Here is a 17,881-nt window from a genome sequence, read left to right on the forward strand (position 1 = left end):
ATGACTCGCTTCCTCCTGCTGTTTGAACCGCTGAGCCGCGCCATCGCTGCTCACGTGGCGGTGGCATTCCTGCTGTTGTTCGCGGCGCCGGCTGTCGCGGCCGCAGCACAGACCCGTCCGCAGCCGGTGCCGGTCGCGCTGACCAACGTCCGGCTGCTCAGCGAAAGCGCCGACGAATCCCGCTTCGAACTGGCCTTCGATCCGACCGCTACCAGCTTCGCCCCCATTGCCAGCCAGCCGACTCAGCCTTCGATTGGGTTCGCGCTTGCCAGCCGGGGGCCGCACGCAGTCCAGCCCTCCGGAATGAAAGGCCTCGTGCGCGGGATCAGCTTCGAGCAAGCGGACACGGTGCTCATCATGCGCTTCGCCGTCGGCCAGGCTGCAAGCCTGTCGGCCGTCCAGACCGGCGGCCGGACGGTCGAGATCACGGTCACCACCGGCAAGGCCGCGGCCAAGGATTATGGTGGTGCGGGCGCGCCCGCAGCCGCCGGCGGCCTCCCTCCGGCTTACGCCCCAGCCGTGGGCGAGGATGGCTACGAGCTGGTGCTTCTCAAATATGCCGACGTGTCCGAAGTCGTCGGCCTGCTAACCGACGGGCTCACGGTCAAGTCCAACGACGTCTTCATCCCGAGCGAGCCGGGCTTCGGATCGAACAGCCTGACGGGGCAAAATTACAACCCGCAGCCGTCGGCGCAGGCGCCGGGCGGAAGCGACGAGCCGCTCGGCCAATCGGTCGACGCTTCGATGGGCATCGACCGACGGCTGAACGCCATCTGGCTCAAGGGCTCGCCCGACCGAATCGCGCGCATGAAGCAGATGATCTCGAGGATCGACATCCCGGTCGACAGCGTGGTCATCGAAACCCAGTTCGTCGAGTTGACCGAGCGGGGCGAGAAGGCCCTCGGCATCGATTTCGCCAACGCCAACGGGCAGATCGGCCTGGTCACCTTCCACTCCGGCGAGGCGGTCATCCCGGGGGTCGTCCAGGGCTGCAATGCGGACGGCAGCAATTGCTCGGGCCACGTCACCAGTGCCGGTTTCCAGGCTGCGCTCTATGCCCAGATCAGCAAGGGCAACGGGCGGATCGTGTCGCGGCCGCGAATTGCCGCGCAGAGCGGCTCAACCGCCAAAATCATCACCGGCGATGCGATTCCGATCCTGACCGCAATCACCCTTTCGGGCGTCAACGGCGTGTCGCAGCAAGTGCAATATGTGAACGTCGGCGTCACGCTGCAGATCGCGCCGCGGGTCAGCGGCGACGGGTTCGTCTCGAGCCATGTGTTCTGTGTGGTGTCGAGCGTGACCGGGGTCAGCCAGGGCTATCCGACGATCAGCCAGCGCGAGGCCGAAACTTCGGCGACCGTGCGCGACGGTGATTCATTCGTGATCGGCGGGCTGACTCAGGACGAGAACACCACGACCAAGACCAAGGTCCCGCTGCTCGGCGACCTGCCCATCGTCGGACAAGCGTTCCGCACCGATCGCAGCACGAAGATAAAGACCGAGCTCTACATCGTCGTGACACCGCGGATCGTCCATCGCGTCGGGACCCGGCCGGGAATCGTGCCCGCGAATGCGCCGCTCTACGCGCCGACGACGCAGACGACGATCCCGATCGCTCCCGAAGCCCCGCCGCAGCGCTGACAAAGAAAAACGGCGGCGCCTTTCGGCACCGCCGCTTCCTTCGCCTTGGCGAATCCGATTAGTTCAGGCTGTTCGAGACGTTGTTGAACGTCGTGTTCAGCTTGTTGCCGATGCCCTGCATCGCACCAATCGCCGCAACGGCGATCAGGGCCGCGATGAGACCATATTCAATGGCCGTCGCGCCCTCGTCGTTGTTCAGAAGCTTCAAAAACTTGGTCATCTCAAGACTCCCAAAGGCCCGTGCAAACACTCCCCCACCTGCGATTGCACTCCTGCAGGTTGATCGGTTTTTCGGACTTTTGGGTTGAGAAATTATTAAGCTCAGGGGTTACCTGACGTTAACGACGACTTGCCGCCGGCCATCTGTCAGCGAGCGAAGACTTCCTCGATCTTCCTGGCGAGGTCGCGAAGGTCCTTGGTCCCGTCGCTCCATTCGGGCGGTAGCGGACTCTTGCGCTCGCGCCTGGGCACCTGGAATCTGGCCGGCAGGTCGGGACCACGCTGGTGATCCACGGCGAGCGCCGAGGTCATGAAATTGCGCCAGATCTGCGCCGGCACCGTGCCGCCGCTGATCTTCCCGAGCGAGCCGTTATCGTCTCGGCCGACCCACACCCCGACGACGAGGTTCCCGGCGAACCCGACGAACAGCGCGTCGCGATTCTCCTGCGAGGTGCCGGTTTTCCCAAAGGTCGACACGGCGAGCGCGGCGCGATGGCCCGTTCCATTGTTGGCGGCGGCGTACAGGAGGTCGAGAACCGGAACCCAATCGCGGCGCTGGTCGAGCGCGCCCTGGCTGCGGAACAGCGCCGAAAGGCCTTCCGGCTTCGGCGCTTCGGGAAGCCCGTGAGCGAGGATCGGGTAGCGGCCGCTGGCGACCGCGGCGTACGCCGATGTCAGCTCGAGCAGGCTGACGCCGGCCGTGCCGAGCGCGAGGCTGGGTTTGTCCGGCAGCGGCGTGGTGATGCCGAGATCGCGCGCGGCGCGCATCACATTGCCCCGGCCCGCTGCTTCCGACAGGCGCACCGTGGCGGCGTTACTCGACCGGGCGAACGCCTCGCGTACCGTGATCTGGCCGCGATAAACGCCGTCGCTGTTGACTGGCGTCCAACCATCGATGGTGATTGGCTTGTCCTCGATCAGGCTGTCCGGAGTCCACCCCGCGCGCAGTGCGGCAAGATAGACGAACAGCTTGAATGCCGAACCGGGCTGGCGCCGAGCCTGAGTCACGCGGTTGAACGGCGAATCCTTGTAGCTCTTGCCGCCCACCATTGCGACGACGGTCCCGTCGGGGCGCATGGCGACCAGTGCCGCCTGGGCGTTGCCGATCGCCCCCCGGCCGACCGCGCGGACGGCGAGCCGCTGAAGGTTCGCGTCGAGGGTCGTGCCCACCTTCACCTCGCCGAAATCCGAGTCGAACGCTTTCTGGGCGTAAGGCGCGACCCAATCGGCGAAATAGGTGCCGGCCGGAACCCTGGCGGATTGCCAGACCGGCCGCGCGAGCACCGTCCGTTGCGCCCGCGCGGGGCTGATGGCCGCGGTGTCCGCCATCGCTTTCAGCACCAGCTCGGAACGGGCCTGAGCCAGCTTCAGATGCTGCGTCGGCGCGAGCCGCGAAGGCGCCTGCACCAGCCCCGCCAGCATCGCCGATTGGGCGAGGTTCAAATGCTCCGGGTCGCGGTTGAAATAGTGATGCGCCGCCGCGCGCAGGCCATAGACCCCGTCTCCGAAATAAACGCTCGAGAGGTAGCGCGAGAGGATCTCCTGCTTGGTCAGCCACGCCTCCAGCCAGAAGGCGATGATCACTTCCTGCGCCTTGCGCTTGATCGTTCGATCGCCCGACAGGAAGTTGGTCTTGGCCAGCTGCTGGGTGATCGTGCTTCCGCCCTGGCGCACCCCGCCGCCGCGCATGTTGGCGACCATCGCCCGGCCGATCCCGCGCGGGTCGATGCCCCAGTGGCGATAGAAGCGCCGGTCCTCGATGGCGACAAACGCGGCGGGGGTGAGCGGGTTGAGCCTGGTGACGTCGACCGGCGCTTCCTTGACCGCGCCGCGGCGCGCGATCGGGCGGCCGTTGTCGCTGAGCAGCAGCAGCGCCGGATCGTCGAGCGGCTCAAGCGCGCGCGACAGAGGTGCGGTGAGCACCAGCCAGATGAGCGTGAGAAAGAGGATGCCCGCAATCGAATAGAGGGCGATCGGCCACCATCGCCGCTTTGGCTGCGTTGTCTCGTTCGCCTCGGCCGATGGATCGAAGCCGGAGTCGTTCGCGACGAACAGGTCGGGCAGTTCCTCGACGTTAACGCCCCCGCGACTCCAGATACCGTCCCTCTCGGCCACCTTCTTCCTCGCGCGGCGTTCGACAACTGCTTTACCTAAGTAAGACAGTTGGCGGGATATATCCAGATGCTTGCTGAATGGGTCATTGCGGCTAAACGGACGGCCATGCGGCGCTTGCTGGCACTGCTGGTAATCCCTGCGCTGGCGCTGGCGCCCGCGGCTTGCCGGCCGAGCGCGAAAGGCGCGGTCAAGGTCGTCGTGATCGGCGGCGACCCGCGCCTCGCCGATCCGGCCCAGGGCCCGCTGGCCGCGCCGACTGCCGTTCTCCTGCAGAATGTCGCGCAAGGCCTGGTCAGGTTCGACGCGGTCGGCAACATCGTTCCCGGCCTCGCCGAACGCTGGAACGTCAGCGACGATGGTCTCAGCTACATCTTTCGAGTCGCCGCGGCGGACTGGCCGGACGGGCGAAAGGTGACTGCTCAGCAAGTCGCGCGATTGCTGAAGCGTCAGCTTGCGGCGCGCAGCAAGAACCCGCTCAAGGACCCGCTCGGCGCGGTCGAGGACGTGGTCGCGATGACCGACCGGGTCATCGAAATCCGGCTGATCGCGCCCCGCCCCAATCTCCTGCCGCTGCTGGCCCAGCCCGAATTCGCCATCCTTCGCGACGGCCGGCTCGGCACCGGGCCGTTTGCGGCGAGGCCCGCCAGCGACGGACACGGCGTTCGCCTGACCCGCGAAATCACCTCGGGCGACGAGGAATCGGCGCGGCGGGAGGACGTGCTGCTCGCCGGCGGCAAGGCCGACAGCGCCGTTGCTGACTTCATCGCCGGCAAGTCCGCTCTCGTGCTTGGCGGCACGTTCGCCGACTTGCCGCTGGCGCAGCGCGCTCGGGCTCCGCGCGGAAGCCTTCAGTTCGATCCAGCCTCGGGCCTGTTCGGGCTGGTCCCGCTGAAGTCTGGCGGCGGCCTCGACGATCCCGAGCTGCGCCATTTGCTCAGCCAGGCGATCAACCGCGATCGCCTCGTCGCGGCGTTCGCGGTTCCCAATCTGGCGCCGCGGGTCACTCTGCTCGAGCCAGGGCTGGATGGCATGCCGGCGCCGGTCACCCCGGCGTGGACCGGCACTCCGCTCGGCGACCGCCTGCCGGCGCTGCGCGCGCAGGCCGACCGCATGTTCGGCGCCGTGAACAAGCCGACGATTCACCTGGCCCTGCCGGAAGGCCCCGGCGCCGAGCTGTTGCTGCGCGCGCTGGTGCTCGACTGGGGAACACTCGGCTTCAAGGTGGAGCGCGCCGCGAGCCCGGACAGTGCCGACTTCGCCATCGTCGACGAGGTCGCGCCGTCGTCGTCAGCCGCCTGGTTCGTCCGCCGCTTTCGGTGCGGGGCGGCGCCGGTCTGCAATTCCGACATGAACGAGCTGCTCGAATCGGCGCGGAGCACGCCCATCCCGGCGCAGCGCTACGCTTTGCTCGCCCAGGCCGCCGGCATGATCGAGGAGCGGCAGCTGTTCATTCCGATCACCGCGCCCATCCGCTGGTCGCTCGTTTCCAGGCGCATCCAGGGCTTCGCGGGGAACCGCTTCGCCCGTCACACGCTCACCGGCCTGGAAGACAAGCCGGGCAGCGGAGACTGACAATGACCATCACGGACAAGGAGAAGCGCCGGTTCCCCGGATTCGGCTCGGATCCTCACTCCGTGCGCCGACGCGTCGAGGCGATGGAGCAGCTCCTCGAGCGGGTGTTCGTCATCCCCGGCATCAACCAGCCGATCGGCCTCGACGTCATCCTCGACCTCGTTCCGGGCGTCGGCGACGTCGCCGGAGCGGCGCTCGGCAGCTACATGGTATGGGAAGCCCGCAACCTCGGCATGACCAAATGGCAGATGGGGCGGATGGCCGGCAACGTCGGATTCGACTTCCTGCTCGGCCTGATCCCGTGGGTCGGCGCCATCCCCGATTTCTTCTTCCGCTCGAACAGCCGCAACCTCAAGATCATCAAGCGGCATCTCGACAAGCATCACGCCGCGACCGCGACGATCGAGGCGCAGGCGACCCGCGCGCCCTAAGGGACTCGGCGCCCGTCGATGTTGCCTGCGGGCGAATAGCGGCAAACCAGATAATCTGCGGCCCGGTTCGAACCGAGCGCGCAGCCGATGCGCGTCGTGGTCGGCCAGATCATCTGGCTATAATGGCCGACCGCGGCCCAATTGCCATTGCGGCTGACACGCGGAAACACGCCGCGCACGAACATCGCCTTCTCCGACACCCACGAGCCGATCATCTGCTCGAGGCTGTAGGCGCCCCGCGTGCCCATCCACAAATTCTCGCCGGCCCCGCCCCGGCTCGCGCGATCCGAATGGGCGAACCTGCCGGTCAGCGCGAGGCCGCGCGCGTAGCTCGCCGCGCCGGCTTCCAGCATCGGATCCCACGTTAGGGGCGCCGCTCCCACCGCCGCGCGCTCACGATTGTGGGCGGCAACAATGCGCGTCGCGAAATTGTTCGAATTGGCAACTTGAGTCCGAGTCGCTAGCGGCGCGGCCGCGGCGCAACCTGCAAGTTCGGCGAACGCGATCGCACTCAAGAGCTTGAAACTATCCATTCGCGGCTCCTCCGGTCGTGCTACAATGCGCGAGTGCGCTTTTCAGGGGAAAGCCTCATGACAAAAGATCAACGGACCGTCCTCGTCGGCGCGTTGAGCGGGATCATCGGGATGATCCTGCTGGTGTGGCTGCTGTCGCGGCTGATCCACCCTCCCTTCATCGACGATCAGGCCGCCGCCCGGCTCGCTTATGCGCTGAAGTGGGCGGTGGTGGCGGCCGTGCCGTTCTTCGCGATGATCGTCGTCGTCGGCAACGAGCGCTTCCTCAGCGAAGCGATCGATCCGACGCTCCATAAGGAAGATGCGAAGATGCAGGTCAACGGCCGGGTCGCCGACAACGCGCAGCAACAGCTGCTGCTGTTCGTGATCGGGCTGCTCGCATTGTCGGTCAGCATGCCGTTCGAGCGGCTGAGCTTCGTCCCGGCGCTCGCGATCACCTTCGTCATCGCCCGGATCATCTTCTGGATCGGCTACCGCATCCACCCGCTCTATCGCGCGCCCGGCTTCTCCTCGCTCGCCTACATGAACTTGTTCATGTTCGTCGCCGTCTTCTGGCTGTGGCTGCGCTGATTTAGCGGCCGCGCTCCCCTGGCCGGGACGCAGGCGCTCCGCCAAGCTCGCGATCGAGGTACATCAGCAGCATCGCCGAGCGCTTGGCATCTTCGGCATTGTCGGCTCCAACCGAATGCCCGCCCTCCATATATTCGTGGAAGTAGACGCGGTTGCCATATTCGATGAAGCGCGCCGCGGCTTTCCTCGCGTGCCCCGGATGGACGCGGTCGTCCTTGGTCGATCCGTAGATGAACACAGGCGGGTAGCGAACGTCCTTTCGCATGTTCTGATACGGCGAATATTTGGATAGATAAGCCCACTGCTCAGGCTTGTCCGGGTCGCCATATTCGTCGATCCAGGATGCGCCTGCGAGCAAGTGCGAATAGCGCTTCATGTCCCACAGGGGCGATCCGATGATCGCGGCCGAATAAAGATCCGGGCGCTGGTTGAGCGCAGCGCCGAGCAGCACCCCGCCGTTCGACCGCCCGGAGATCGCGACCTTCGACGCAACGCCGGTGTGCTTAACGTCCTCGGCCACCGCGTGAAGGTCGTCAAAGCTGTTCTGCCGTTTCTCGCGCAGCGCCGCGTCATGCCACCGCGGCCCATATTCGCCGCCGCCGCGGATGTTGGCGAGGACATAGGCATTGCCCTGCTCGACCCAGAACAAAGCAAGCGGCCCGGCGCGGTACGGCTGGCCGGTCAGGTACCCAGGCGTCTGCGCGACGCGAAACCCGCCATAAGCGTGGATCAGCGTCGGCACCGGGCCCGCGGTCCCGCGCTTCGTGACGAGGAAGTAAGGCACGCGCGTCCCATCCTTCGAGGTCGCGAAGCGCTGCTCCACCTCATAGGCGCCGGCGTCGAACCTGGCGGGCAGGCTCTGCACGGCCGCCGGCGATTCATTGGGCGTGAGCGCGTAAAGCGTCGGCGGGGTCAGCATCCCTTCGACGGTCGCGAAGGCGAGGTCGCGGTCGTCGCTGGTCTGGAGCAAATGAATGGTGCTGTTGCCCGGCAGCGGGATCGCCTTGCTGCCCCACGCGGCGCCTGCGGTACGCGGCCACAATACGACCATCTTGCCCGAGACATCGTCGAGCGCCTTCACCCACAACATGCCCTTCGAAGCCGCGACTTCTTCGATCGCCTGGTGCTCGTTCGGGACCATCACCACCTCGGGCGTCGCCGAGCGGCCCGCGGCGATGTCCGCCATCGGCCAGGCGACCAGTGCCCCGGCGGGAATGTTGCCGAGCGGCTCGTTGAGGGTCGCGATCAGCCGACCCGCGACGATGTCGTTGACGCTCGCCGTGTCGGGCACCGGGGTTGGCACCGCGGTGCCCTGCGCGGTCACCAGCAATACGTCATTCTTCCATGTCGACTTCGAGCGGTTGACGAAGCTCCACCGTTGGTCGCCGTCGACATAGGTGAAGGGTGAGCTGCTGACGTCTTCAGCGGCTGCCGTGAACACGGTCTTGGCCGAAGCGAGCGGCGTGCCGCGGGCCCACAGTTTGACGATCCGCGCGTAACCCGAGCTGGTCAGCGTCCCCGGACCGAAATCGGTTGCCACCAGGATGTGGTTTGCATCGGCCCAGCTGGTGTTCGTCTTGGCATCGGGCAAGCTGAACCCGCCGGCGACGAACTTGCCCGACGGGATGTCAAACTCGCGCACCACGTCGGCATCGGTCCCGCCCGGGCTGAGGGACACCAGGCAGCGGCGGTACACCGGCCCCAGGCAGTTGGCACCATGCCACACCCAGCTCTTGCCCTCGGCCTTCCCCAGCGCGTCGACATCGATCAGCGTGCGCCACTGCGGCTTGCCGGCGGCGTAGGTTTCGAGCGAGGCGATGCGCCACAGCCCGCGCGGGTTCTTCGCGTCGCGCCACAGATTGGTGACCTGGTTGCCGAGAACGTCCTCGGGCTCGGCGATCTGCTGCTCGTCATCGAGGATGGCGAGCGCGCGCTTGCGATATTGCTCGAACGTCGGCCCCGTCGCGACCAGCGCTTCGGTCGCTGCATTCCACTGCTTGACCTGCGCGACCGCTCGCGGCCCGTCGATGTCCTCGAGCCACAAATAAGGATCGTCGCTCGTCGCGGTTTGCGCGAGCGCCGCGCCCCCGAGAACCGCCGCCGCCACGGCAAGAATAAGCTTGCGCAAAATCGGGCCTCCGTACGTTTCAGCCGGTGCCGTGGAAGGCCCCGCCGTGATCGTCAACGCATCCTTCGACGAACGGGGGAATGGGAACCTCAGTCGCCGCTGATGCGGGGGTCGATGTTCGCCGGGTCGTCCACGATCGGCGTGCCGACGTCGCCCTGCCCGACGGTCCGCCCCGCCATTTGCAGCATCCGTTCCAGCGGCACGCGCGCGCGGTCCATGATCTCGAGCGACAGTTCGATCCGGGGCTCTAGGTCGCGCAGCGCGACGTAGAGCTTCTCGAGCGTGTTCAGCGCCATGTACGGACACATGTTGCAATTGCAGGCGCCGTCGCCGCCCGGCACTCCGATGAAGGTCTTGTGCGGCGCCGCTTTCTCCATCTGGTGGATGATATGTGGCTCGGTCGCGACGAGAATCGTTTCCGCCGGTGAGGTCAGCGCGAAATCGAGGATCGATTTGGTCGATCCGACGTGATCGGCATGGTCGATGATGTGGGGCGGACATTCAGGGTGCGCCGCGACTGGCGCGCCCGGGTGCTCGGCCTTGAGCTTGAGGAGCTCGGTTTCGGAAAAGGCCTGGTGGACGATGCAGATGCCGGGCCACAGCAACATGTCGCGGCCGGTCTTGCGCGCGAGATAGCCGCCGAGATGGCGGTCGGGGCCGAAGATGATCTTCTGGTCCTTGGGAATCTGGTCGAGGATCACCTTTGCCGACGAGCTGGTGACGATGATGTCGCTGAGCGCTTTCACCGCCGCCGAGCAATTGATGTAGGTCAGCGCGATATGATCGGGGTGGGCCTTGCGGAAGGCTGCGAACTGGTCGGGCGGGCAGCTATCCTCGAGGCTGCAACCGGCGTCCATGTCGGGCAGGATGACGGTCTTGTCGGGCGACAGGATCTTTGCCGTTTCGGCCATGAAGCGCACGCCGCAGAACGCGATCACCTCGGCATCCGTCGCCGCCGCCTTGCGTGACAGATCGAGGCTGTCACCAACGAAATCGGCGAGGTCCTGGATCTCCGGCTTCTGGTAGTAATGCGCAAGGATCACCGCGTTACGCTCACGCTTGAGGCGAGCGATTTCGTCAAGCAGGTCGACGCCTTTGAGGCTGTGCGGCTGTGCGGTCATTTGCTTCCCTGCGCGCGGCGGCGCTCAGCTTCCTCGATTGCCTGGTTATATGGGGTGGAAAGGTCGAGGTAACTAGGCTCTTCGCTGCCTTCGGTCGGGAAGCGCGCGACCACCTTCACGTCCTTGAAGCCGGCGGCGAGCAGCGGCATCGCGAAGCTGCGCTCGACCGCCTGCCGCGCCGCCTGGCGCGCGAGCCGCATCGGCACCTCGCCGGTCGCCTGCTTGCGAAGGTCGGTGACGGCCCGGGCGCGGTTGGTCTGGTCGAGCTGCTGGTTGGCATTGGTCAGCGCCGACAGCACGCCGTTCCCGCCATATTCCTTGACCGCGTTGATATCGACGTCAGGCCCGGCGATTTCGATCTCGGGCAAACGCACCTGAAGAACGTGGCTCGATCCGTCCCACCTGACATCATTCGGCTGGAGCTTCGATAGATCCAGCTCGTAGCGCACGTCCCCGGGCAGGATCAGGGTTCGCTCGGAGCTGACGAGGCCGCCGAGCCGCTGCTGCTCGCTGCTCACCACCGACACATAGCGCGCGACGAAGGCAATCAGCCGGTTCTGCGCCCGCATCGATTCAAGGCTAGCGCTGGCGATAGTCTTCGGGTTGGGCCCGCCGAGAATCCAGTCGGCAACGCCGGCGGTCATGCCGACGATGACCCCGAGCACCAGCGCGACAATGATCGCGAGAATGGCGATTGGCTTGGTTAGACGGCTGTCCATGACTCTCCGTCGCGTTCAACGAGACCGCGCCGCTCGAGGTCCACGAGATGGGCGAACACCGATCCGCCCGCGGCCACGACGAGCCGCGGATCTAGGCCCGGATAGGCGCTGGCGACGATGTCCGGGATGGGGCGCGGTTGTTCGCCGACGATCTTCAGGATCTGCTTCTCGCGCTGCATGCGGTGGCCGATCAGGTGACGCACATATTGGCCGGGATTGGTCACTGGCGGTCCATGCGCCGGGTAATAGATGCGATCGTCGCGGTGCCGGAGCCGGTCGAGGCTCTGCATATAGGCCGCCATATCGCCGTCGGGGGGCACGACGACCGTCGTCGACCAGCCCATCACATGATCGCCGGTGAACAGCGCGCCTTCGTATGCGAAGCAAAGATGGTTCGAGGTGTGGCCGGGCGTGGCGACCGCCGCAACTGGCTTGCCGTCGACCTCGATCACCTCGCCGTCGGCGAGAACGCGATCCGCTGCATAGTCCCCGTCGAAGCTGGCATCCGCGCGCGGCCCGACCGTCTCCAGCGCCAGTGGAGCGCAGCCGACGATCGGTGCGCCAGTCGCCTGCGCCAGCGGCCTTGCTGCAGGACTGTGGTCGCGGTGGGTGTGGGTGCACATGATGGCCGCTACCGGCCGCCCCGCGATGGCCGTCTCCAGTGCGTCGAGATGCTCGGGCAGATCCGGCCCCGGGTCGATCACTGCGAGCTCCCGCTCGCCGATCAGATAGGTCTGCGTCCCGTAGTAGGTGAACGCCGATGGATTGTGCGCAAGGACCCGCCCAATCCCGGGCTCGAGCTGTTCCAACTTCGCGTAGGGCGCATCCACAGCAGCGCTCCTGCCATGACCCGAGGGGCGTTGGCTAGCAGTGCAGGTCGTACGGCCCGAGTCGGTCGACCACTTGCCCGGCATCGTTCGGGCCCTTTGCTCGGCGGACGACTTCGATCTCCACCTCGCTGTTGGCGACGCCCTGGCAGACGCCAGCCGGAAGCGCGAACCGCGTCGACTGACCGGCCCGAAGCTGGGCCAGCTTCACTTCGGCGCGTTCATCGCCCCGGCGAAGAAAGCGAAGACTGGTGTCGCTAAACGCCTCGTCGGCATGAATCGTAAACAGCGAGTTGGTAATGATTTTGCCGCACCTCCCGACGTCCTTGGGGTCATCGGTGGTCGAGCATTCGAGGGTCATGCGGGGAGCGGGCACCGAGGGTAGAACTGTTCCGATGGCGCCTGCCGCCGCGACCACCGTCGGCGCGGGCAGCGGCGGCAGTCCTCCATAATCTTGCGACAATGGGCGAGCGGCAACCGTCGCGGCGCCCGCAGCAGCGCGCGGCGCGAGCGCGGCCAGCGGCGACGATGCCGCGGGCGGCGCGACGATGCTGGGCGACGGCGCCGAGTTGGCGATCAACGCCATGCTGTCCGGATGCCCCAGGCGCTCGAGCTCCGCGTCGATCGCGGTCACGATCTGCGCCCGCGTCTCAGGCGCCATTTTATCGTTCGCCTTGACCTTCGCCGCGGCGTCCCTGAGCGTGACGGTCCACGCCGCGTCGCTCTGGCCTTTGGTGCCGCACAGCTTGACCTTCGACTGATGCGGCGTGCCGCCGACCACGGTGTCGACCACCGTCTCGAACTTATGCGCGTCGCAATCCTGGAGCAGCTTTTCCATCTGGGCCGTCGGTGCGTCCGAACCGGCTGCGGCCGGCGCCTCGGCCGCCATTGCCAGGAAAAACAGCGGAATCATCAAGGCTTGTCCCCATTTACGCGTGCGGCACCATCCTTCGATACCACCAAGTGAATGCGTCTTGAACCGGCTAAGCGGCGAGCGGAGCAGTGGCCGGCGCGGTCGCGACCTCGCCCGTCCGATGCGCCATGGCCGCCGGGTAAACGCGGCCGAACAGCGCCTCCATGCTATGCTCCCAGCTGAACTGAAGCGCATGGCTGCGCGCCGCCTGGGTCATCGCCGCTTTATCCGCGTGAAGGACGTCGAGAATGTTGGCCGCCATGGCCGCGACATCCCCGACCGGTCCCAACCGCCCGACTTCGGCGGTTACGCGGTCGATCATCGCCCCGGCCGCCACACCGACCACCGGCAGCCCCGAGGCTTGCGCCTCGACGATCGACACCCCGAACGTTTCGTCGGCCATGCCCGAAACGTAGATGTCCGCGCTCGCGAGCCAGCGCGACAGCTCGGCGCGGTCCTTGACGTAGCCGGGCATTATGATGCGCTCGTCGCCGAGCGCAGCGATTTCGCTCTTCAGCGGCCCCTCGCCGATGAGGGCCAGGCGAGCGCCGAGCGCGCGCGGCAGGCGGCGGAATGCGTCGGCGACGACGTCGGGCTTCTTCTCCCCGTCGAGACGGCCGACATAGATCAGCAGCGGCTGGCTATCGCTGAGGCCGAGCTTGGCGCGCAATCGTTCGTCGCGGCGGGTCGGACCGAACTCGCCGACTTCGACGCCGAGCGGCACGACCTCGACGGGATCGATGCCAAGGCTCCTGAGCTTGGCTGCGCCGCCGTTCTCGCTCAGCGTAAACACCGCGTCGAAGCGGCGGTAGAGAATGCCGCAATAGGTATAGCAAATCTTCGCGCACAGCTGGGCGAGCGGGTTGGTAATGAACTTGCGGAACGGCCGCTCGACGTAAACCGTCGGGAAGTCCGTCATGTACGCGGCAACCAGCGCCGTCTCGGGATAGCGCTTGCGATGGGCAATCGCCGCCCACGGCAGGACATAGGCATCCTGGCACTCGATCAGGTCCGGGCGGAACCGCTCGAGCGCCCGACGAACCGCGCCGGTTCGCAGCAGCAAACGGTAATTGGGACTTCCGGGGACATGCGGCGAGGCGATGGTGACGGTCACCGCGCGATCTTCCTCGATGACCTCGTCGCTCGCGCCTGGAATGATCATCAAATGGCGATGCGGGGTGGAGCCGAGGATATGTCGCCGCTTGTGCAGCAAATAGGTGCGCACGCCGCCGCCGACCTCGGACCAGCTCTGGGTGAGATCGCAGTATAGCTGCGGCGCCGAAGCACGGATTCGCTCGGGTCGGTTCACTTGCCTGTCAAACCTCGAAACGGCCGGGAAGTGCCAACGGCCGTAAGGCTCGCTTCTGTCGGAATATTTTACGCAATCCGGTCGATCCCTTTCAGGCATTTTCGCTAAAACCGCAGAAATCTGCCGTTTATTCGAATTGGCACGCCCATTGCTACTATGTTTGCGTCCACACTTGGTTCCACGCCACGAAGGGGCGGTGCAGCGGTTCTCTGGTCCAGCTGCTCCGCCCCTTCCTCTTTTTAGGCTTCGGCCCCCAGCAGCTGCTGAAGCTCACCGCTCTCGAACATCTCCATCATGATGTCGGAACCGCCGACGAACTCGCCCTTCACGTAGAGCTGGGGGATCGTCGGCCACTCGGAATAGTCCTTGATCCCGGCGCGGATCTCCTGGTCCTGGAGCACGTCGACGGTCTCGTATTTGGCGCCGAGCCGGTCGAGGATCGCGATTGCGCGGCTGGAAAAGCCGCACTGCGGAAACAGCGCGGTGCCCTTCATGAACAGGACGATGTCGTTCTGCTTGACGAGGTCGTCGATGCGGCTGGTAGCATTAGTCACCGATAGTCTCCGTGTTCGGCACTGCGGTTTCGAGCTGCAGTGCGTGAAGCTCACCCCCAACGCGCCCCCCGAGCGCGGCATATACGGCCTGATGCTGCTTGATCCGGCTCAGTCCGGCGAAGCTGTGGCTGACGACGCGCGCGGCATAATGGTCGCCGTCGCCGGCGAGATCGCGGATGGTCACCTCGGCGTCCGGGATGGACGTCTTGATGAGTGCCTCGATCTCGCTCGCCGCCATGGCCATTATAGATTGGTGCTCTCGATGATCTGGCGCCGCGCCTCGATCTCCTTGTTGCGGAGCGCTTCGGCGAGCGTGTCCTCGTCGCACTCGACGCCGGCGCCGGTGAGGTCTCCGAGCACTTTGCGGATCACGTCATGGTCGCCGGCCTCCTCGAAGTCCGAGCGAACCACGTCCTTGGCGTAGGATTCCGTCTCGGCCTCGGATAGGCCCATTTGACGTGCCGCCCACTGGCCGAGCAGCTTGTTGCGCCGGGCGGTGATACGGAACTTCATTTCCTCGTCGTGCGCGAACTTGGTCTCAAAGGCGCGTTCGCGGTCGTCAAACTGGGTCATGCGATCCCCTTGGTCGTTGCGAGGGCGAGATAGGAGCGCCGCCTGCTTCCGTCCAGCGGCGATGGACAGGAGCGCCGCCGCCGCTACGCTTCGCAAAAGAAACGGGGGATTAAGATGCGCGCACTGGCACTAGCTCTGATGATTGCTTTGGCTCCGGCCCAGGCAGGCGCCGCCACGTCGGCGGGCTCGGCCATCGCCGATCCGCCCCGCGACGCCCGTTACCCGTCGGCGAACAAGCAGCTGCTGATCCCTTCGCACGGCGTCGGCATGAACGCGCTGCTGTTTCAGGCGTCGGGGAAAGGTCCGCATCGCACCGTCATCTTGATGCACGGGCTTCCAGGCAACGAGCGTAACCTCGACCTCGCCCAGGCGATCCGCCGCGCCGGCTGGGACGTGCTGACCTTCACTTACCGCGGCGCCTGGGGCTCGCCGGGCGATTTCTCGATCGCCAATGCGGTGGAGGACACGCGCGCGGCGCTCGATTTCGCGCGCTCGCCGGAGGGCGCGAAGCTCGGCATCGATCCACGGCACATCGTGCTCGCCGGCCATTCCATGGGGGGTGCGACCGCTGAGCTGACGGCGGCACGGGTCCGTGGTCTCGATGGGCTGATCCTGCTCGACGCCTGGGATATCGCCGCCGACGCGCGCTCGATGAACCGGGCGGAGATGATTGCCCAGTCGGACGACTTTGGAAATTCGCTCCATAATGCGACCCCCGAGAGTATCGCGGATGAAATCATCGACCGCGGCCGCGAATGGGATCTGGTCGTGGGGGCGGCGCGGCTGCGCGATACGCCGGTCCTCACCGTCACGGCGAAACACGCCGGGGCGGCCCAGAACCGTCCCGTAACGGCGGCTATGCGCAAGGCCGGGAACCGGCGCGTGGCGGCGATCGAGATGGATACCGACCATCCCTTCTCGGATCACCGGATCGCGCTTGCTTCAGCTGTCGTGCGCTGGCTTCAGGGCCTCCGCTGACCTCCGAGCCACCGGGTCCAGTCGACGCGCATCAGCAGGATGAGCCCTACAATCACCAGCAGTTGCACAGCGATTCCGAGTGGGCTGGTGAGTTGACCCCGGAAATCGTCGAGAAGCCTATTTGCGCTCAGCTGGCGAGCCGTAAAGGCGTAGAGCGTGTAATAGCCGAGCCGTCCGACGAAGAATGCCAGCGTGCACGGCCACAGGGGAACGCCGATCAACCCGGCCGCTTCGAATAGTTGCGCTGACGGGACGGGCGCAAAGACGAACAGTAACAGCCCGATCAAGCGGTTCGCGGGCCGGCGCTCGACAAGCTCGCCCGCCGCGTCGAGGTTCTTGCGCAACCGAGCCGGAAAACGGTGCTCGAAGATCCTGGTCGCGCGGGCGAGCACGTGACGTCCCAGCGCGGCCGCGATCGCGGCGGTGACCACCAGCAGCGGCATCGGCAGGCTCGTGTTGACGGCATAAAGCGCGATCACCGGCCACGTCGGCGGCGTGAATGCGGGCGCCAGGTGAATGGCGGAGACGATTAGGAAAAGAAGCGCCAGCTGGCCCATCGAGGCCCGGCTTCAGTCTTCGTACTTGGCCGTGGTCTTCTCACCGACTTCCTCGGGCGTCACGCCGGGCGCCAATTCGATCAGCTTGAACGGGCTGTCGTGATCGACCCGGTGGAACACCGCGAGGTCGGTGATGATCAGGTCGACCACGTTCTTGCCGGTCAGCGGCAACGTGCATTCGGGGATGAACTTGGGATCGCCGCCCTTCGAAGTATGCTCCATCACGACGATGATCTTCTTGACTCCGGCGACGAGGTCCATCGCCCCGCCCATCCCCTTGATCATCTTGCCCGGCACCATCCAGTTGGCGAGATCGCCGTCCTGGCTGACCTCCATCCCGCCGAGCACGGCGAGGTCGATATGCCCGCCGCGGATCATCGCGAAGCTGGCGGCGCTGTCGAAATAGCTGGTCTGCGGCAGCTCGCTGACTGTCTGCTTGCCGGCGTTGATGAGGTCCGGGTCGACCTCGTCCTCGTAGGGGAACGGCCCGATGCCGAGCATCCCGTTCTCGCTTTGCAGAGTGACGGTCATTCCCGCCGGCACGTGGTTCGCGACGAGCGTCGGAATGCCAATGCCGAGATTGACATAATAACCGTCGCGCAGCTCCTTGGCCGCGCGTTGCGCCATCTGGTCGCGAGTCCAGCCCTTGGTGATCGTCTCCGTGGTCATTGCGCTTTCCATTCCTCTCCGATCGCCACGAGCTCTTCGAGCGATGTGGTTGTACGGCCGTCGAGACGCTGCATCAGATATTGAAAGCCAGGGCGCATGTCCGGGGTGATGCGTTCGCTAGATTCATCGGATTCTTGCCCAACATGAATGGGAAATTTCGCGACTTTGTGCGGCTCGTTGCTCAGCGTCATGAACGTCCTGAGAAGATCGGCATCGTTTCCGGGCTTCATGCCAAGGAGGCCGAGGGTTTCCTGAACGTCGTACTTATCCCGCGGCTCGACCATTTGGCTGCTCGGCCACACCGGGACATCGAATAGCTCGAACACGCTACGAATTTCGCTGACCAGGTCGCTGACCAACGACGCGTATCGGGGACCAGGATCGATATCGATCGATCCGTCCGCGGGAACCAGCGGGAGCGGAATGGTCAACAGCTCTTCTCTCACGCC

At 65.8% G+C, this 17,881-nt stretch carries 20 protein-coding genes; 5 read left to right on the top strand and 15 right to left on the bottom strand.

All coding sequences use genetic code 11. The features are described 5' to 3' along the window. Positions 1 to 1,644 (top strand): type II secretion system protein GspD, encoded by a 1,644-nt coding sequence (locus N539_RS0104915; protein WP_156029764.1) that lies wholly within the window; start codon positions 1 to 3, stop codon positions 1,642 to 1,644. Between the two features lie 58 nt (positions 1,645 to 1,702). On the opposite strand, the gene N539_RS0104920 is transcribed toward N539_RS0104915, so the two are convergent. Both N539_RS0104920 and N539_RS15500 read right to left on the bottom strand, forming a co-directional pair. Continuing rightward, positions 1,703 to 1,864 (bottom strand): Flp family type IVb pilin, encoded by a 162-nt coding sequence (locus tag N539_RS0104920; RefSeq protein WP_028969370.1) that lies wholly within the window; start codon positions 1,862 to 1,864, stop codon positions 1,703 to 1,705. 146 nt (positions 1,865 to 2,010) lie between these two features. Further along, the gene (locus N539_RS15500; RefSeq protein WP_051531406.1) at positions 2,011 to 3,978 is read right to left on the bottom strand and encodes a transglycosylase domain-containing protein; all 1,968 of its coding nucleotides are present in this window, start codon (positions 3,976 to 3,978) and stop codon (positions 2,011 to 2,013) included. Between the two features lie 105 nt (positions 3,979 to 4,083). On the opposite strand from N539_RS15500, the gene N539_RS15505 reads away from it, so the two are divergent. After that, a complete protein-coding gene (locus N539_RS15505) occupies positions 4,084 to 5,550 on the top strand; it encodes an ABC transporter substrate-binding protein (protein ID WP_037552139.1) in 1,467 nt (488 codons plus the stop codon). Between the two features lie 2 nt (positions 5,551 to 5,552). Next, the gene (locus tag N539_RS0104935; protein WP_028969371.1) at positions 5,553 to 5,981 is read left to right on the top strand and encodes a DUF4112 domain-containing protein; all 429 of its coding nucleotides are present in this window, start codon (positions 5,553 to 5,555) and stop codon (positions 5,979 to 5,981) included. Here the strand turns inward: N539_RS0104935 and N539_RS15510 are convergent. After that, complete coding sequence (locus N539_RS15510) at positions 5,978 to 6,514, bottom strand: CAP domain-containing protein (protein WP_037552141.1); 537 nt, start codon at positions 6,512 to 6,514, stop codon at positions 5,978 to 5,980. The two genes, N539_RS0104935 and N539_RS15510, sit on opposite strands and share 4 nt — an antisense overlap. 57 nt (positions 6,515 to 6,571) lie before the next feature. Between N539_RS15510 and N539_RS17645 the strand changes: the two genes are divergently transcribed. Next, a complete protein-coding gene (locus N539_RS17645; RefSeq protein ID WP_051531408.1) occupies positions 6,572 to 7,084 on the top strand; it encodes an MAPEG family protein in 513 nt (170 codons plus the stop codon). A 1-nt stretch (position 7,085) separates the two neighbouring features. Here the strand turns inward: N539_RS17645 and N539_RS0104950 are convergent, their stop codons facing one another. The 9 genes from N539_RS0104950 to N539_RS0104990 all read right to left on the bottom strand — a co-directional run bounded on the left by N539_RS0104950 (position 7,086) and on the right by N539_RS0104990 (position 15,228). Beyond that, complete coding sequence (locus N539_RS0104950) at positions 7,086 to 9,212, bottom strand: prolyl oligopeptidase family serine peptidase (protein WP_197018345.1); 2,127 nt, start codon at positions 9,210 to 9,212, stop codon at positions 7,086 to 7,088. Between the two features lie 89 nt (positions 9,213 to 9,301). After that, positions 9,302 to 10,333, bottom strand: a complete 1,032-nt coding sequence (nadA, locus tag N539_RS0104955; protein ID WP_028969373.1) for a quinolinate synthase NadA — start codon at positions 10,331 to 10,333, stop codon at positions 9,302 to 9,304. Continuing rightward, positions 10,330 to 11,052, bottom strand: coding sequence for a DUF4230 domain-containing protein (locus tag N539_RS15520; protein WP_051531409.1), 723 nt, complete (start codon positions 11,050 to 11,052; stop codon positions 10,330 to 10,332). The genes nadA and N539_RS15520 overlap by 4 nt, the downstream gene beginning before the upstream one ends. Further along, positions 11,037 to 11,882, bottom strand: coding sequence for an MBL fold metallo-hydrolase (locus tag N539_RS0104965; RefSeq protein WP_028969374.1), 846 nt, complete (start codon positions 11,880 to 11,882; stop codon positions 11,037 to 11,039). The genes N539_RS15520 and N539_RS0104965 overlap by 16 nt, the downstream gene beginning before the upstream one ends. 34 nt (positions 11,883 to 11,916) lie before the next feature. Beyond that, positions 11,917 to 12,792: a hypothetical protein gene (locus tag N539_RS0104970; protein ID WP_028969375.1), complete on the bottom strand. Its 876-nt coding sequence runs from the start codon at positions 12,790 to 12,792 to the stop codon at positions 11,917 to 11,919. 70 nt (positions 12,793 to 12,862) lie between these two features. Further along, positions 12,863 to 14,101, bottom strand: a complete 1,239-nt coding sequence (locus N539_RS15525; protein ID WP_051531411.1) for a glycosyltransferase — start codon at positions 14,099 to 14,101, stop codon at positions 12,863 to 12,865. Between the two features lie 239 nt (positions 14,102 to 14,340). Further along, positions 14,341 to 14,655, bottom strand: coding sequence for a Grx4 family monothiol glutaredoxin (gene grxD, locus N539_RS0104980; RefSeq protein WP_028969376.1), 315 nt, complete (start codon positions 14,653 to 14,655; stop codon positions 14,341 to 14,343). Beyond that, on the bottom strand, positions 14,648 to 14,899 hold the full coding sequence (locus tag N539_RS0104985) for a BolA family protein (RefSeq protein WP_028969377.1): 252 nt from the start codon (positions 14,897 to 14,899) through the stop codon (positions 14,648 to 14,650). The genes grxD and N539_RS0104985 overlap by 8 nt, the downstream gene beginning before the upstream one ends. Further along, positions 14,899 to 15,228, bottom strand: a complete 330-nt coding sequence (locus N539_RS0104990; RefSeq protein ID WP_028969378.1) for a DUF1476 domain-containing protein — start codon at positions 15,226 to 15,228, stop codon at positions 14,899 to 14,901. The genes N539_RS0104985 and N539_RS0104990 overlap by 1 nt, the downstream gene beginning before the upstream one ends. A gap of 114 nt (positions 15,229 to 15,342) precedes the next feature. Between N539_RS0104990 and N539_RS0104995 the strand changes: the two genes are divergently transcribed. Further along, a complete protein-coding gene (locus N539_RS0104995) occupies positions 15,343 to 16,206 on the top strand; it encodes an alpha/beta hydrolase (protein WP_037552145.1) in 864 nt (287 codons plus the stop codon). Here N539_RS0104995 and N539_RS0105000 read toward each other — a convergent pair. The 3 genes from N539_RS0105000 to N539_RS0105010 are packed head-to-tail and all read right to left on the bottom strand — an operon-like array spanning position 16,191 to position 17,863. After that, positions 16,191 to 16,763 carry a hypothetical protein gene (locus N539_RS0105000; RefSeq protein ID WP_028969380.1) on the bottom strand — a complete coding sequence of 191 codons (573 nt, stop codon included), beginning with the start codon at positions 16,761 to 16,763 and terminating at the stop codon, positions 16,191 to 16,193. The two genes, N539_RS0104995 and N539_RS0105000, sit on opposite strands and share 16 nt — an antisense overlap. Positions 16,764 to 16,775: 12 nt before the next feature. After that, positions 16,776 to 17,432 carry a CoA transferase subunit B gene (locus N539_RS0105005; protein ID WP_028969381.1) on the bottom strand — a complete coding sequence of 219 codons (657 nt, stop codon included), beginning with the start codon at positions 17,430 to 17,432 and terminating at the stop codon, positions 16,776 to 16,778. Beyond that, positions 17,429 to 17,863, bottom strand: a complete 435-nt coding sequence (locus tag N539_RS0105010) for a hypothetical protein (RefSeq protein WP_028969382.1) — start codon at positions 17,861 to 17,863, stop codon at positions 17,429 to 17,431. Before N539_RS0105010 ends, N539_RS0105005 begins: the two co-directional genes overlap by 4 nt. Positions 17,864 to 17,881 lie beyond the last annotated feature (18 nt).

Origin of the sequence: Sphingomonas sp. URHD0057 (assembly GCF_000620665.1) — a bacterium.
Classification (GTDB): domain Bacteria; phylum Pseudomonadota; class Alphaproteobacteria; order Sphingomonadales; family Sphingomonadaceae; genus Sphingomicrobium.

Coding starts and splice junctions, on each gene's coding strand:
- N539_RS0104995 (WP_037552145.1), top strand. CDS start 15,343: ATGCGCGCACTGGCACTAGCTCTGATGATTGCTTTGGCTCCGGCCCAG.
- N539_RS0104990 (WP_028969378.1), bottom strand. CDS start 15,228: ATGACCCAGTTTGACGACCGCGAACGCGCCTTTGAGACCAAGTTCGCG.
- N539_RS15510 (WP_037552141.1), bottom strand. CDS start 6,514: ATGGATAGTTTCAAGCTCTTGAGTGCGATCGCGTTCGCCGAACTTGCA.
- N539_RS17645 (WP_051531408.1), top strand. CDS start 6,572: ATGACAAAAGATCAACGGACCGTCCTCGTCGGCGCGTTGAGCGGGATC.
- N539_RS15520 (WP_051531409.1), bottom strand. CDS start 11,052: ATGGACAGCCGTCTAACCAAGCCAATCGCCATTCTCGCGATCATTGTC.
- N539_RS0105000 (WP_028969380.1), bottom strand. CDS start 16,763: ATGGGCCAGCTGGCGCTTCTTTTCCTAATCGTCTCCGCCATTCACCTG.
- N539_RS15505 (WP_037552139.1), top strand. CDS start 4,084: ATGCGGCGCTTGCTGGCACTGCTGGTAATCCCTGCGCTGGCGCTGGCG.
- N539_RS0105005 (WP_028969381.1), bottom strand. CDS start 17,432: ATGACCACGGAGACGATCACCAAGGGCTGGACTCGCGACCAGATGGCG.
- N539_RS0104920 (WP_028969370.1), bottom strand. CDS start 1,864: ATGACCAAGTTTTTGAAGCTTCTGAACAACGACGAGGGCGCGACGGCC.
- N539_RS0104915 (WP_156029764.1), top strand. CDS start 1: ATGACTCGCTTCCTCCTGCTGTTTGAACCGCTGAGCCGCGCCATCGCT.
- N539_RS0104935 (WP_028969371.1), top strand. CDS start 5,553: ATGACCATCACGGACAAGGAGAAGCGCCGGTTCCCCGGATTCGGCTCG.
- N539_RS0104985 (WP_028969377.1), bottom strand. CDS start 14,899: ATGGCCATGGCGGCGAGCGAGATCGAGGCACTCATCAAGACGTCCATC.
- nadA (WP_028969373.1), bottom strand. CDS start 10,333: ATGACCGCACAGCCGCACAGCCTCAAAGGCGTCGACCTGCTTGACGAA.
- N539_RS0104970 (WP_028969375.1), bottom strand. CDS start 12,792: ATGATTCCGCTGTTTTTCCTGGCAATGGCGGCCGAGGCGCCGGCCGCA.